The organism is Tichowtungia aerotolerans (genome assembly GCF_009905215.1).
Taxonomy (GTDB): domain Bacteria; phylum Verrucomicrobiota; class Kiritimatiellia; order Kiritimatiellales; family Tichowtungiaceae; genus Tichowtungia; species Tichowtungia aerotolerans.
This window is the reverse complement of record NZ_CP047593.1, coordinates 3,649,952-3,664,834: the sequence shown is the minus strand read 5'-3', so window position 1 is coordinate 3,664,834 and position 14,883 is coordinate 3,649,952. Positions and strand designations below refer to the sequence as shown.

Genomic DNA, 14,883 nt, shown 5'->3' with positions numbered 1-14,883 from the left:
AAAAGACAGTTCTTCATTACTTTCTCTCACGAAGGTGATGTTTAGATTTTAGAGACATAGAAGTCAATAGAAAGTTGGGAGTCAAAAATGAGTAAGCGCATTCTGGGCTTGGATTTGGGAACGAACAGCATTGGTTGGGCGGTTGTTGATGATTTTGGTAATGGGCTGTTCGAATTGGTGAAAAAGGGCGTCCATGTTTTTCCGGAGGCGGTGAACGATGTCGCGCAGGGTGGTGCTCGAAAATCAAAGGCGGCAGGGCGACGTGAAAAGCGAAGTGCGCGTAAGATAAATGACCGACGGCGCATCAGGAAGATAAACACACTGCGGGTTCTGGTTAATTACGGGATGTGCCCCGGGATAACCGATGTTGATTTGGATGTTTGGCAGTATGGTCGGAAGGCAGAACAACAGAAACGGTATAAGGAATATCCCAAAGACAAGGCTTTTCTGGATTGGCAGAACACCAATGATCTCAGTTCCAAAAATAAGAATAAGGTGATGCGGAACCCTTATCTGTTCCGGTTTAATGCAATTGAGGGGAAGATTAATTGGGATAATGAAACAGAGCGGAACAACTTAGGCCGTGCTTTTTATCATTTGGCGCAACGTCGCGGGTTCAAGAGCAACAGTCTTGATGCGGGTGATGACGAATATGACGTGTTTCATGCGACTTTGCTGTCAGAGTTTGAGCGTGAGCACGATTCGTCGGAAGAGGTTTCTGAGATTATCGAGGAATTGGCGGGTGACACAAAGGGCAAGGTGAGCAAGCTCAAGAACAGGCTGCTCCGAATTTTAAGAAATACCTCGGATTTTAGTGCTGCTTATAGTGAGTGCATAGCTGTACTGGAGAAGCCGGAGTTCCTTGGGAAGGTTCAAAAGGGAATTCATGAGTTAGATCAGAAGATTGAAAAGGCAAATGCGCGAACTATCGGGGAATATTTTTATCAGTGTTATGGGGACGGAACGAAAATTCGAGGCCAATATACTGATAGGGAAAAGCACTATGAAGCGGAGTTCGATGAAATTTGCCGGGTTCAGGAAATAGAGGGTGAACTGAAGCAAAAGCTTTATGATGCGATTTTTTATCAGCGTCCATTGAGATCGCAGAAAGGGTTGGTTGCAAGTTGTTCGTTAGAATATCGGTTACCTGCGTTTAGGGATGGCAAGCCGATATATCGAGTTGATGAAACTGGGAAATCGGTTCCCATTACATACAGTAAAAAATGCGCCCCGTTGTCCCACCCAATATTTGAAGAGTTCCGGATGTGGAGTTTTATTAACCAGATAAAATTCAAGTCTGCTGGTGATGCGGAGATGGATTTTCTTTCCGAGAACCAGAAGAAAGAAATAGAGCACCTGTTTTTTCGCAAATCAAAGCCCTATTTTAAATTTTCCGAGATCGCCGGGGTTCTTTTTGGAAAGAATGCAACAGTTGCGCGGGTCCGGGATGAAAAGGACCAGCCTGCCGATTTCTATGTCAATTATGCATTGGACACATCGGTCTCGGGGTGTCCTGTTTTAAGTCAGTTCCGTAAGGTCTTTGGGGCGGATTACCAAAACAGGATTGTTGTTACCTATAAAGGGAAGTTTAACAATGTAAAAGGGCGCAAGAAAACTGACAGTGATATTTTGACGGAAGTTTGGGGTGTTCTATTTTCTCGGGAAGATCCCCAAGAGCGGAAACGTCAGTTGTTGAAGAGTTGGAATTTTTCAGAGGAAGTTGCTGACGCATTTTCGGAGATAAAGCTGACGAGGGGCTATTCTTCTCTTAGTGCGGGAGCGATGTGTAAAATTGTTCCTCTCCTGAAAGAAGGCATGATTTATTCCCATGCCGTTCTCTTCGCGAATATTCCTGCTGTTTTGCGCGGTTCTGATGTCGATGCCAATGCGGTAAAAAATATTCTTTCAGAGAAGTTTTGTGCGTATTCTGCTTATCGGAAGCAAGTTGTAGTGGCCAACGAGTTGATTTCTGATTTTGATTCATTGGAGGAGTTGAAGGAGTGCTTCAGGGAGGTGTCTGATTCTCATGAAAAAGTAGCACTGAAATTTGTGGCCAAATTTGGCGCAAAAGAGTGGTCTGTTTTTTCGGATGAGGAACAGGCTTTGTTTTCCCGGAAGGTTGCCGAATTGATAAAGACGCAATGGCGGGTTGAGGCGGACGAGGGGCGTTGGGTAAAGCTGATGCCTCTAAAGAGTGTTTTGCGTGAAATATTAGTCGGAGAGTTTGGGGTCACAAACGAACGAGCATCGCTGTTGTATCATCCTTCAGATGTTCTTAAACACAATCCATACCGAAAATCAGAAACGGTACGGGCGGGCAAACTGATTTTGGAAAGCCCGATTGTTTCTTCCATAAAGAATCCTGTCTTTATGCGCACAATGCACCGCCTTCGTGCTGTGGTTAATGCTCTGATTCATGACGAAACAGTTTTTCCTGAAACTGAAATTCATATTGAAATGGCACGTGAGCTCAACACCGCAAACATGCGGGCTGTTATTGAGGCAGACAATAAGGCGAGGGAAGAGCGCAGGAAGAAATATGCCCAGATTATAAAGAACCTTATGAAGAAGGAGGCGACAGATGCTGACCTTTTTAAATTTAAATTGTGGGAAGAGCTGTTGCCCGATGATTCAGAAAGGGAATGGTTGAAGTGTAATCAGGAGATTGAACAGAAGACGCTAAAATATGAGCTTTGGGAGGATCAGAAACGGAAATGCCCATACACAGGGCAAAGCATTGGTTTGGCTGATTTTCTCGGTAATAACCCTCGTTTTGAGGTCGAACACATCCTTCCGCGCTCTCGTTCCTATGACAATTCTGAAGAGAATCTGACTCTCTGCTGTAAGAAATATAATCGTGAAATAAAGAAAAGCAGGATTCCTTCGGAGTGCGACAATCATGAAGAAATTCTTCCTCGGATTGAGCATTGGAAAGAGAGGTGTGTAGATCTAGAGCGCGAGATAAAGAAAACCGTTTCCGCTGCACGGAACGCGGATCCGGAACGAAAAGCAAAAATAATCCAGAAACGGCATCGCCTGAAATTGGAACGCGATCATTTCGCAAAGAAATATGAGCGTTTTACGATGAAAGAGGTGCCGAACACGTTTGCAAACCGCCAGCTTAATGATACGCGGATTATTACTAAATATGCCTGCTTCTATCTGCAGACGATTTTTAAGAATGTGATGACCGTGAATGGGGCAACAGTAGCGGAGTTGCGTAAACAGTGGGGCTTGCAACTGGCGGAAAAGAAATCGCGTGAAAAGCATACGCATCATTGCATTGATGCTCTAGTCATCGCCTGTATGACGAAGTATCAATACAACCAACTTGCGGAGTTCTATACGCGCAAGGAAGATGAAAAATTTGCGCGAGGAAGAAAGGCGACTCTGGTTCCGCAGCCTTGGGAGAGTTTTATACCCAGTGTTAAACAGTTGGAGCAGGAGGTTTTGGTTTCGCACTTTTCATCTAATAATCTGTTAAAGCAATCCGGCGTGTTACCATCGCATATTATGAAGAAGGTAAAGGCTGGAGCGACAAATAATGATCTGAAGAAAAAGCAAACCGCACGGGCGCGATTGCATAAAGATACGTTCTACGGGCGCGTTTTGCATGAAGGTGAAGAGATTTCCGTTGTGCGCGTTCCATTAGTGAGCAGCAATGAAGCGTTGAAGGGTTTTAAAAATCTACATGATTTGAAAGCAAGAGTTGTTGATAGGGGTGTTGCGAAGCGGATTGGGATCGTTTCTCGCTTGTTGATGAAGAAGTATAAGTTGAGTTTTTCAGAGGCTCTTAAGGCTAAAATCTACATGAAGAATTCGGCGATTGATCTAATCATTAAGGATAGAGTTAGAAAGGGATGGGGTCTTCCAGAGGCATTGAATGAGCCCGTTTTTATCAACGGGAAGATGATAATGCCAATTAAGCGCGTTCGTTGTAGGGCTGCTACTGTGAAGGATCCTCTTGCTGTTAAGAGACAACGCGATAAATCCAAAAAATATGATCACCCGCATAAACAGTATTTTTATGCGGAAAATGCCACGGTTTCTGCAGTAGGTCTTTATGTTGGTGCCGGTGGTGTTGTTCATGAAGGGTGTGAAGGCCTGGAGGCGGTAAAAAGTAAGTTGGTGTTTCCGGCAACAAAAAAGGATAAAAAAGGGCGTGTGTATGAGTTTGAGCGTGCCTTGTTTGTTGATCAGGTTGTGCTCTTTTGTAAAAAAAGCGTTAATGAGTTGGCTCAGTTGTCTCTCGAAGAATTGTCGATCCGTTTGTTTAAAATTAATGATCTGTCTAAAAATGAGACCAGAATGGTGTTTCGGCACCATTTAGTTTCGGGAAAAAAAGGCGACTTAGAGTTGGAAAATAAGAAGCATCGCGGAACCAAATATCCATCAGAGGCTAACTTTGATTCACCCAACCCTCTTCAGCGTATTTCTTACAACAATATGAATATTGCTGTTGAGGGAGTTCATTTCAACTTGAGTGTTCTCGGCGAGATCGAATTCAAGGGAGTGTAGGCATGCTAAAGCGCACGGTCTGTTTTGAATCATCGGCGCACCTTTCGTTTAAGAATGGGCAACTGGTTTATACGCCGAAACCGGAGGGCGAGGTGCGGACGGTTCCGGTGGAGGATATTGGTTTTGTGGTGCTGGACAACCATAGTATTACATTGTCGCTTCGATTGATCGAAGAGTTGACGGCGAACAATGCCGCGATTGTTTTTTGCGATAAGCTGCACCATCCGGCGGCAATGAGCGTTCCGTTTGACGGCAACACAACTCATGCCGAAACGCTTGCCGCACAGCTGGAGATGTCTGAACCGCTCAAGAAGCAATTGTGGAAGCAGACGGTTGAAATGAAGATTAAGAATCAGGCCGCCATGCTGGAGCGGACAGGATCCGGCGGAGTGGAGGCGCTGCGCCGGTATGCCGCTAGTGTAAAAAGCGGCGATGCCGACAACCGGGAAGGTGCGGCCGCCCGGATTTATTGGCAGAATCTGTTTGGCGATAATTTTCGCAGGGAGCGGTTCGGTGGCGCGCCCAATCATTTGCTCAATTATGTCTACGCGATTCTGCGTGCGGCGGTTGCCCGGTCACTGGTTGGGTCGGGGCTTTATCCCGCTATTGGGATTCATCATCACAATAAATATAACGCCTATGCCTTGGCGGATGACGTGATGGAACCGTATCGGCCTTATGCCGATGATATCGTTTACAATATTTGGAAAGAAACCGAAGAGCCGATTGAAGAACTCACTCGGGAGCACAAGCAGCAGTTACTCAAGCTGCTGGCCTCAGATGTTCATCTCACGAACACCTTGCGGCCCCTGATGGTTGGTCTGTCGACCACAACCGCCTCGCTGGCGCGTTGTGTCGGTGGGACGCAAAAGAAAGTGGATTATCCGGTTATGAAGGCGGTGCAAAATGTCGGAGGTGCGGCTTAACGCGTATAAAATCATGTGGCTGTTCGTATTTTTTGATTTGCCGACGAACACGAAAAAAGAGCGCCATAACGCTTCCGCGTTTCGTAAGCGGTTGATGAAAGACGGCTTCACCATGATGCAATACTCGGTTTATACCCGGCACTGCGGGAGTAAAGAGAGTGCGGATGTTCACACCAAGCGGGTTAACAGTATGGTTCCCAAGAAGGGGCAGGTCAGTATTCTGCGAATTACCGACAAGCAATACGGCGACATCATTAATTTTTGGGGAGAGGCGACAACGCCTCTCCCTCCGAAGCCAAGTCAGCTGGAATTTTTCTAGATGGACTTGGATTTCTTTGATATTTGATAACTGAAAACCGGAAGATCGCGATCCACTTCATGGGTAGCTCGTTCGTTTTTGCCCGATATCCAATGGGTAAATGATTGAAAACGAGAGGGATATGGGGCCTATGTTGTGGATTGACAGTTCTTCGAGATGATTTCCAACTAAAACAGGATGGCCTACAAGCATTCTTGGGTTGTGGATTGACAGTTCTTCGAGATGATTTCCAACGGTTCGCCGGTTTCTTGGGCCATATTCAGGGTTGTGGATTGACAGTTCTTCGAGATGATTTCCAACAATATCCACTGGCATGAGCTGCCGGTTGACGTTGTGGATTGACAGTTCTTCGAGATGATTTCCAACAGGACTGTTCAATCACCAGTTCACCGGCCGGTTGTGGATTGACAGTTCTTCGAGATGATTTCCAACTGAGGCATATGAACGGAGTACCGGTAAAGGGTTGTGGATTGACAGTTCTTCGAGATGATTTCCAACGCTTGCGCTGTTTAGCGCGGCCTGCTTTCGGTTGTGGATTGACAGTTCTTCGAGATGATTTCCAACCCATGTCAGGTTTGCGATCTCTGTAAGGCGGTTGTGGATTGACAGTTCTTCGAGATGATTTCCAACTTTGTTTCCAAGACGGTTTGAATCCATCCTGTTGTGGATTGACAGTTCTTCGAGATGATTTCCAACATTCCCAACACCAAAAAGAACAATTTCCGGGTTGTGGATTGACAGTTCTTCGAGATGATTTCCAACGCAACGGTCCAGACGTTAGAGTAACCATTAGTTGTGGATTGACAGTTCTTCGAGATGATTTCCAACGCATGTGCTGTGTTTAGGTCATCGTTTCCAGTTGTGGATTGACAGTTCTTCGAGATGATTTCCAACGCGAACTCGCTGATAAAGAGCCTGAACAGAGTTGTGGATTGACAGTTCTTCGAGATGATTTCCAACGGTCACCGGTGATTCGTTCGGTTGCGAGACGTTGTGGATTGACAGTTCTTCGAGATGATTTCCAACTAAAACGCCGTCTTTATAATTCCGCGCCCGGTTGTGGATTGACAGTTCTTCGAGATGATTTCCAACCGGTGGTGGATTTAATCAGCGCATGGGCAAGTTGTGGATTGACAGTTCTTCGAGATGATTTCCAACCCTGAGACTTCAGCGCGGAAAGCTGCTCGTCGTTGTGGATTGACAGTTCTTCGAGATGATTTCCAACTTTTACCGTCCTCGCTATCGGTGTGGTACTGTTGTGGATTGACAGTTCTTCGAGATGATTTCCAACAGGACCTGTTTCATCAATCCAAACATCCAGGTTGTGGATTGACAGTTCTTCGAGATGATTTCCAACGGTGCGGTATTCGTGGCGTCATATGTGTAGTTGTGGATTGACAGTTCTTCGAGATGATTTCCGCCAGTGAATCAGTCGGTTTTAAAATTCCGAATATTCCGGGTTCTCAGGAGGCGGTGGGTTTTGTACATTGCGCGGATGGATAATACAGATCAGCTTGGGTTTGATTTTCTTTCAGTGCCGGCGGACGGGCTGGAAATGCCGCACGATCCGCAGGAGCGCGGCTATCAGTTTTTTGTAAAGGACCGCGAAGATGCGATGGCTCGCCTGAAAAAACGGTTCAATGTGATGCTCAATGAGCCGGTGCGCCTGAAGCTGTTCGGGTGGGATCAGGAATTTACCGGTAAACTCAAACTCAACACCCTGCTGATTCCCGAATCGAAAAAAGATGATGTTCCGCTTCGGCTTGGCCGGGTGAAGTTTGACCTGCGCGATATCGAATACTGCTTTTGTACGGAATAAATTTCGGTGCATTCCGTAGTTTTGTTTTCCTGAGGCGATCCGTATCGTCTCTGCATGAGTTCAGAACGAAAAAGCGGCATTCTGCTGCACATTACATCTCTGCCTGGAAAATGGGGTATGGGAGAGCTGGGACCGGAAGCGCGGAAGTTCGGCGAGTTCCTCGCGGCCTGCGGCCAGAAACTTTGGCAGATCCTTCCCGTTAATCCGATCGGTTACGGCTATTCCGCTTATTCCTCCAGCTCGGCTTTTGCCGGCAATCCGCTGCTGATCAGTTTTGATGAGCTGATCGAAGAGGGGCTGCTGACCAAGCGCCATCTCAGCCGCTTCCCGGAGTTTGATCCGCATAAGATCGATTTTCCTGCAGTGATCGACGCGCGTGTGAAGATCCTGAACGGCGTCTGTGAGCGGTTCGATGACAGTGCTGATTTTAAGGCATTTTGTAAAAAAGAATCCTATTGGCTGGATGACTACGCTTTGTTTGTGACGATTCGCTCGGCTCAGAATGGTGCGCCGTGGACGGACTGGCCGGAGGCGCTGCGCGATCGCGATGTTCACACCCTGGAAAAATTTGGAAAGCAGCACGTCGAAGAAATCCGCCGGCACAGGGTGCTGCAGTATCTTTTTGCCAGACATTGGAAAAAGATGCGGGAGTTTTTCCAAACCCTGGAAATTGAGATCATCGGCGACGTTCCGATTTTCGTCGCGGCCGATTCGGCGGATGTCTGGGCGCATCGTGAGCTGTTTCAGCTGAATAAGGACGGTTCGTCTTTGGTGGTGGCGGGCGTTCCTCCGGATTATTTTTCGGAGACCGGTCAGCGCTGGGGCAATCCACTCTACGACTGGGAGGTTCACAGAAAGACAAAGTATGCGTGGTGGACAGCGCGGATGCGGCGTACGTTTGAACTGGTCGACAAGGTGCGGATCGATCATTTCCGCGGGTTTGAGTCGTACTGGGAGATTCCTGCGAAAGAGCCGACAGCGATTCATGGCGAATGGGTGCAGGGGCCGGGCGTCGGATTTTTCCAAACCCTGGAATCCAATTTGCGGAAAGTTCCAATGTTTGGAAAAACATTCCAGCTCGCGGAGCATGTGATCGCGGAGGATCTGGGAATCATTACCGATGCAGTGGACGAGCTGCGCGAGGCGTGCGGGTTTCCGGGCATGACGGTGCTCCAGTTTCGGTTTAGTCCGGACGATATGCGCAAGGACGGATACCGTCCGGAAGGCGATGAGGATCGCGTGGTTTACACCGGAACGCATGATAATGAGACGACGCGCAAATGGTTTAAGGCACTGGACGAGAAGACAAGCCATGAGGTTCGGGTTTATCTGCATACGCACGGGGATCATATTCACCGGGACCTAGCAGAGCTGGCGATGCGGTCGCCGGCGCGCTGGGCAATCCTTCCGCTGCAGGATGTGCTGGGGAGGGGGCGACGTATGAATATGCCGGGCACGACAACCGGGAATTGGGATTGGCGTGTGTCGGAGGATATGATAACGACAGGAATTGCTGAGTTTTTAAAAGAGATGACCGAGCGGAACGGTCGGTAAAATCAAAGGAGGCTGTGATGGCTGTAACAGTGACGAATACGGTGGAGCAGATCATCGTGAAGACGGAAGAGTTTGTCGGAGGGGGCGGCTGGAATTACTTCTGGATGATCCTGATCGTTCTGGGTGGTTTTATTCTTGGCAGGCTGCTGAAGGTATTGATGGAGAAGGCAGCTTCGAAACTGAACCTGGGAGTCGACGCTTTCCGAATGGCCTGGCTGTCTCTGATTTCCCGGACGATTATGTTTCCCACTGCCGGACTGGGTATTTGTTTTGCCTTGAAAGTATGGGTGCTGCCGGAGCAGCTCGGCGGGTTGCGTGATGATGTGGTTGGTGTTCTGCTGACTGTTATTGTCGCCTATATCATCTATCAGGGAATTGAGCTGGTTAATTTCTGGATGAAAAAACTGACGGCCCAAACCCACACGACGCTCGATGACATGATGGTGCCGCTGGTTCGCAAAACGCTGCGTATTCTGACGGTGGTTCTCGGGCTGGTGCAGGTTGCCCAGCAGCTCAGTGATAAACCGATCACATCGATTCTTGCCGGGCTGGGTGTCGGCGGTCTGGCCGTTGCTCTGGCGGCGCAGGATACGATTAAAAACTTTTTCGGTTCGCTGGTGATTTTTGCGGATCATCCGTTTCAGCTGGGCGATCGCATTGTGGCTAACGGTGAAGACGGAATCGTTGAGGAAGTCGGCATGCGTTCAACCCGCATTCGTACACTCGACGGGCATCTGGTGACGGTTCCGAACGGTGAACTGGCAAATATGATGGTTCGCAACATCAGTAAGCGGCCTTACATCAAGCGGGTTGCCAACATCACGCTGACTTATGATACGCCGCCTGAAAAGGTGGAACGGGCCATGGAGATTATCCGGGAGTTTCTGGATGCGCATAATGAAAAAATGCATCCGGATATGCCGAATCGCGTGTTTTTCAATAACTTCAACGACTGTTCGCTGAACATTCTGGTGATCTACTGGTTTGCTCCGCCGGACTACTGGGCGTTCATGGAATTCGACCAGCAGTTCAACCTGGCGGTGCTGAAGAGTTTTAATGAAGAAAGTATCGATTTCGCATTCCCGACCCGGACACTGTATCTGGCCGGCGATCCGTCACGGCCGCTGAATATCGGCAGCGACCGTTCCGCCTGAGGAAAGTTCAGTCAGGTCGGTCAGGATCCGGAGGGCTTCATCCAGAATGGGGTCCTCTTCTTTTTTGTCTTCGCCGTTATCTGTTTCGACCATGCTGTCCTGAAGGTTTTCCAGTTCCTGTTCAGCAAGAATCTCATCTACTCGCTTGGACAGCTTCAGCGAAACGGTCGGTGTTTCCATTCGTTCGCGCAGGCGCTCGCGACGGGCCATGAAGGTTCTGAACTCCGGGTTGTCTCTCATCCGTTCCTGGGAGCGGATCTGCAGTTCGGGGAGCAGCGGCTTGACCGAATTGCGCCATGGGCGGTAGTAGGCGCTTTGCACCTGCGACCACGGCAGCGCATTGGGAAGAAATTCTTCGCCGATTTCCAGCGAGTCGAAGAGAGAGGGAAGCACGATGTCCGGAGTGACCCCGCGCAACTGTGTGGAGCCGCCGGCAATGCGGTAGAACCCGGCGGTGGTGACTTTCAGAGAGCCTAAATCATCGCTCAGGCGGGACAGGGGCAATACGGTCTGTACGGTTCCTTTCCCATGGGTTTTGCTGTCTCCAACAATGACGGCGCGGCCGTAATCCTGCAGGGCTGCGGCGACAATTTCGGAGGCCGATGCGCTGGTCCGGTTTACAAGGACGATCAGGGGGCCCGCATATACGGTGGTTGGGTCGCCGTCCGGCAGGACCGCTACGCCGCGCTGTTCACGCACCTGCACGACCGGTCCCAGAGGAATGAACTGCCCGGCAATGTCGATTGCTTCTGTGAGCGATCCGCCGCCGTCGTTGCGCAGGTCAAGAATGACACCGTCGACATCATTGGTTGCAAACTGATTAAGGATGTTGCGGACATCAACTGAGCTGCGGCGCACGTCATCTTTGCCGTTTCGGGCGCCGGCGAAGTCGGCATAAAATTCAGGAAGGGTGATAACGCCGAGGCGGACGGGCAGCGCATTGGTTCCGATGTTGTCATACACCTCGCTTTTTGCGGCCTGTTCTTCCAGTTTCACTTCGTCGCGGATCAGGGCCAGTTTTTTTGTGCGGGTTCCGGTCTTGTCTTCAGCGGGAATAATGGTGAGGACCACTTCTGTTCCTTTTTCGCCTCGGATGAGCCGTACGGCTTTGCTGAGCGGCCAGTACAAAATGCTGACGGGCTCTTCTTTGCCCTGTGCTACGGCAATAATCTTGTCGCCCGGCTTGAGGCGGCCGTCGGCTTCCGCGGGGCCGCCGGGAATAATTTTGGTGATTTCGGCGGCTCCATCTTCGCTGCGGAGCATTGCGCCGATGCCGACCAGAGAGAGGCTCATATGAATGTCGAAGTCTTCTACACCGCGCGGAGAAAGGTAGGCACTGTGCGGGTCGTAGCTTTGTGTGAATGCGCTGAGGTAGCGTTCCAGAACGGCTTCTTCATCAAAATTGTTCTGAACCATCAGCTGGAACTGTTTGTAGCGTTCGCGAATGAATTCGTCGGGTTCGAGCATTTCGTCTTCGGTCAAATTCTCTTCTTCCAGATCTTTTGTGTCGGCTTTTTTTGCTTCCGGTTCCGGAATTTCCTTCATCGCGATGCGTCCAACATACTCGTTTTTAATTTTTTTGCGCCACAGTTCATCCCATGCCGCTTCGCCCTTCGGCCACGGTGCATCATCGCGTTTCCATCGGTAGGATTCGTCAATGGAGAGGTCGAAGCCTTCGTCGAGAAGCTGGTTTACGTAGGCGACCCGGTTGGTGACGCGATCTTTAAAACGGTCGACGATCAGACTCGAGAACGATATGTCGCCGTTGCGGACCTGATCGTCGAGCTGGGTGGCACTTTGCTGAAATTCTTCGATGTCGGAGGCCAGAAAGTAAGAGTGGTCAAAATCAAATGAATCGATAAACAGCATCAGGGCATTGGTGGCAATCGAATCATTGAACGGCATCCTGTTCAGGTGCGTGTGCGGGAGCCGGTCTGCTACCCGGGATGCAATCCGTTTGATCGGCAGCGGTATTTTTTCCACGACCGGGGCGGAGGTGTTCTGTTCCGGCTTGTTTTCCTCCGCGCAGGAGCAGAGAAGGGCCGGAATCAGCGGGAGCAGAAGGTAGTGTTTTAAATTGTACATATAGGAAGAAATTGTAGCAGAGGCGGGGGGCGAAACAAGTTTCGGGTTCTGCGAGTTTACCTGATTTTTGAGTTTGTGCTTTTCAGACAGCCCGTTATGGTTTTTCGCTCAATTTAAACCGGAGAAATTTTATGAAACTGATTGACCGTCCTGAATGGAAAGAGCTTTCCGATCATTGGAAAGTTATTGAACCAATGCACTTGCGCGAACTGTTTGCCGACGACGAAAAACGTGCGGAAACCTTTTCGATGACCGCCTGTGATCTGCTGATCGACTGTTCCAAAAACCGCGTTACTGCAGAAACCATGGAAAAACTCGCTGCGCTGGCTGAAGCCTGCGGCCTGCGCGGGAAAATCGAGGCCATGTTTACGGGGGAAAAAATCAACCAGACGGAAGATCGCGCCGTATTGCACACGGCGCTCCGCGCTCCGCGCGAGGCGCAGGTGTTTGTCGACGGCGAGGATGTGATTCCCGGCGTGCACGAAGTGCTCGACCGTATGGAGGCGTTTTGCAGTAAAGTCCGTTCCGGCGAGTGGAAGGGATACACTGGAAAATCGATCAAAAACATTGTGAACATCGGGATCGGCGGATCGGATCTCGGTCCGGTGATGGCCTACGAGGCGCTCAAGCCCTACACGCAGCGCGACCTGAAGGTTCTGTTTGTTTCCAACGTGGACGGCACCCATATTGCCGAGGCCGTACGCGATCTTGATGCCGAAGAAACGCTGTTCATCGTGGCTTCCAAAACGTTTACGACACAGGAAACCATGACCAACGCGCAGAGCGCAAAAGCCTGGGCTCTGGAAACGCTCAAGGACGAGGCGGCTATCGCCAGGCATTTTGTTGCGGTATCCACCAATGCCGATGAAGTTTCCAAATTCGGAATCGATACTGTCAATATGTTCGGATTCTGGGACTGGGTCGGCGGTCGCTACTCGCTGACCTCCGCGATCGGCCTTCCGGTGATGCTCGCCATCGGCCCGGAAAACTTCCGCGCGATGCTCAGCGGTTATCACGCCATGGATTCCCATTTCCGCACCGCGCCGTTTTCCGAAAATGCGCCGGTCATCCTCGGCCTGCTCGGAATCTGGTACAACAACTTTTTTGATGCGGCCACCCATGCGATTCTGCCGTACGATCAGTATCTCAGCCATTTTGCAGCCTACTTCCAGCAGGGGGATATGGAGTCCAACGGCAAATATATCACACAGAACGGCGAGCGCGTCGAGTGGCAGACCGGACCGGTCATCTGGGGGGAACCCGGCACCAATGGTCAGCACGCGTTCTATCAGCTGATCCACCAGGGCACCAAACTTATCCCGTGCGACTTCATCGGCTTCTGCAAATCGCAGAACCCGGTTGGAGACCACCACGTGAAGCTGATGGCCAATTTCTTTGCCCAGACCGAAGCGCTCGCCTTCGGTAAAACCAAAGAGGCTCTGGAAGCAGAGGGAACCCCGTCGGAGCTGATTCCGCATAAGACCTTCGAAGGAAACCGCCCGACCAACAGCATTATGGCCGAAAAGCTGACGCCGGAAGTGCTTGGCCAGCTGATTGCTCTGTACGAACACAAAATCTTTGTGCAGGGCATGATCTGGGACATCTTTTCTTTCGACCAGTGGGGCGTGCAGCTCGGCAAGATCCTGGCTTCGGCCATTCTGCCGGAGCTCGAAAGCGACAGCGAACTCGGGCACGACAGTTCGACGAATAAACTGATCGAATACTTTCGTGCCAATAAATAACGTGATCCTGGTTTGATCAAAGGGCTTCGTCGGATTTTTCCGGCGGAGCTTTTTTGTATTCGCGGCTTCAGTTGGGTTCGGGCATGATGTCCCGATGCTGATTTGCGAAACAACATTAACGGTGCTCGATTTTGAAACGACCGGTTCTGTGCCGGGGTTTGATACGGAGCCGTGGCAGATCGGCGCGGTGGCTCTGAAAAACGGACGGATTGCGCCGGACAGCGCGTTCGAAAGCCTGATCCGGGTGGATGCCAACCGTCCGTTCAATGCCTATGCTCCGGGTGATCATCACAAGCGGCGCGATGAAATCGCGGCAGCTCCGGAAGTTTCCAGGGTTTGGAAAACCATGGAGTCGCGGGTCACCGGTCGGCCTCTTGTGGCGCACAATGTGGCTGTAGAGAAAAAGTTTTTGCGGCAGATGGCGCCGATGCACCGCTTTGGGCCGTGGGTGGACACGCTGAAGCTGGCGCGGCAGGCCTGGCCCGGTGCGCCGTCGCATAAACTGGAGGATTTGATTGCAGGATTGAACCTGATGCCCCGGGTGTGTGAGCTTTGCCCGCGCGGCAGGCCGCATGATGCTCTCTACGACGCGGTTGCCTGCGCGGTGCTGCTGGAGCACCTGCTTGTACAGCCGGGCTGGGGAAATCTGGAAGTTTGATTTCCAAACTGTGGGAGTCTGTTGCAAAGAAAAGCACGGATTGTTCCAATGGTTAAGAGGAGGCTGATCCTCCTCTTAACCATTGTCCGAACATCGGAGGCGCAGCAG

Annotated in this window: 9 protein-coding genes and 1 CRISPR repeat array; of the genes, 8 read left to right on the top strand and 1 reads right to left on the bottom strand. The window is 50.3% G+C overall.

Annotated elements, in window-relative coordinates; genetic code table 11:
* Positions 1 to 87: 87 nt before the first annotated feature.
* From cas9 to GT409_RS14995, 6 genes are all read left to right on the top strand, one after another.
* Positions 88 to 4,518, top strand: a complete 4,431-nt coding sequence (gene cas9 / locus GT409_RS15020) for a type II CRISPR RNA-guided endonuclease Cas9 (RefSeq protein WP_160629866.1) — start codon at positions 88 to 90, stop codon at positions 4,516 to 4,518.
* A gap of 2 nt (positions 4,519 to 4,520) precedes the next feature.
* Positions 4,521 to 5,444, top strand: coding sequence for a type II CRISPR-associated endonuclease Cas1 (gene cas1 / locus GT409_RS15015; RefSeq protein WP_160629865.1), 924 nt, complete (start codon positions 4,521 to 4,523; stop codon positions 5,442 to 5,444).
* On the top strand, positions 5,425 to 5,763 hold the full coding sequence (gene cas2, locus GT409_RS15010; protein WP_160629864.1) for a CRISPR-associated endonuclease Cas2: 339 nt from the start codon (positions 5,425 to 5,427) through the stop codon (positions 5,761 to 5,763). Before cas1 ends, cas2 begins: the two co-directional genes overlap by 20 nt.
* 132 nt (positions 5,764 to 5,895) lie before the next feature.
* A CRISPR array of direct repeats spans positions 5,896 to 7,185; the repeat unit is 36 nt; unit sequence GTTGTGGATTGACAGTTCTTCGAGATGATTTCCAAC.
* 73 nt (positions 7,186 to 7,258) lie between these two features.
* On the top strand, positions 7,259 to 7,582 hold the full coding sequence (locus GT409_RS15005; protein ID WP_160629863.1) for a hypothetical protein: 324 nt from the start codon (positions 7,259 to 7,261) through the stop codon (positions 7,580 to 7,582).
* Positions 7,583 to 7,636: 54 nt separating this feature from the next.
* Complete coding sequence (malQ, locus tag GT409_RS15000; RefSeq protein WP_160629862.1) at positions 7,637 to 9,136, top strand: 4-alpha-glucanotransferase; 1,500 nt, start codon at positions 7,637 to 7,639, stop codon at positions 9,134 to 9,136.
* Between the two features lie 17 nt (positions 9,137 to 9,153).
* A complete protein-coding gene (locus tag GT409_RS14995) occupies positions 9,154 to 10,290 on the top strand; it encodes a mechanosensitive ion channel family protein (protein WP_160629861.1) in 1,137 nt (378 codons plus the stop codon).
* Here GT409_RS14995 and GT409_RS14990 read toward each other — a convergent pair.
* Complete coding sequence (locus GT409_RS14990) at positions 10,252 to 12,375, bottom strand: carboxy terminal-processing peptidase (RefSeq protein WP_160629860.1); 2,124 nt, start codon at positions 12,373 to 12,375, stop codon at positions 10,252 to 10,254. The two genes, GT409_RS14995 and GT409_RS14990, sit on opposite strands and share 39 nt — an antisense overlap.
* Before the next feature lie 131 nt (positions 12,376 to 12,506).
* Between GT409_RS14990 and pgi the strand changes: the two genes are divergently transcribed.
* Together pgi and GT409_RS14980 are read left to right on the top strand one after the other, a co-directional pair.
* On the top strand, positions 12,507 to 14,117 hold the full coding sequence (gene pgi, locus GT409_RS14985; protein ID WP_160629859.1) for a glucose-6-phosphate isomerase: 1,611 nt from the start codon (positions 12,507 to 12,509) through the stop codon (positions 14,115 to 14,117).
* A gap of 94 nt (positions 14,118 to 14,211) precedes the next feature.
* Positions 14,212 to 14,775 carry a 3'-5' exonuclease gene (locus GT409_RS14980; RefSeq protein ID WP_160629858.1) on the top strand — a complete coding sequence of 188 codons (564 nt, stop codon included), beginning with the start codon at positions 14,212 to 14,214 and terminating at the stop codon, positions 14,773 to 14,775.
* The last annotated feature ends 108 nt before the right edge of the window (positions 14,776 to 14,883 follow it).

Coding starts and splice junctions, on each gene's coding strand:
- GT409_RS14980 (WP_160629858.1), top strand. CDS start 14,212: ATGCTGATTTGCGAAACAACATTAACGGTGCTCGATTTTGAAACGACC.
- GT409_RS14990 (WP_160629860.1), bottom strand. CDS start 12,375: ATGTACAATTTAAAACACTACCTTCTGCTCCCGCTGATTCCGGCCCTT.
- GT409_RS14995 (WP_160629861.1), top strand. CDS start 9,154: ATGGCTGTAACAGTGACGAATACGGTGGAGCAGATCATCGTGAAGACG.
- pgi (WP_160629859.1), top strand. CDS start 12,507: ATGAAACTGATTGACCGTCCTGAATGGAAAGAGCTTTCCGATCATTGG.
- cas1 (WP_160629865.1), top strand. CDS start 4,521: ATGCTAAAGCGCACGGTCTGTTTTGAATCATCGGCGCACCTTTCGTTT.
- cas9 (WP_160629866.1), top strand. CDS start 88: ATGAGTAAGCGCATTCTGGGCTTGGATTTGGGAACGAACAGCATTGGT.
- GT409_RS15005 (WP_160629863.1), top strand. CDS start 7,259: ATGGATAATACAGATCAGCTTGGGTTTGATTTTCTTTCAGTGCCGGCG.
- cas2 (WP_160629864.1), top strand. CDS start 5,425: ATGTCGGAGGTGCGGCTTAACGCGTATAAAATCATGTGGCTGTTCGTA.
- malQ (WP_160629862.1), top strand. CDS start 7,637: ATGAGTTCAGAACGAAAAAGCGGCATTCTGCTGCACATTACATCTCTG.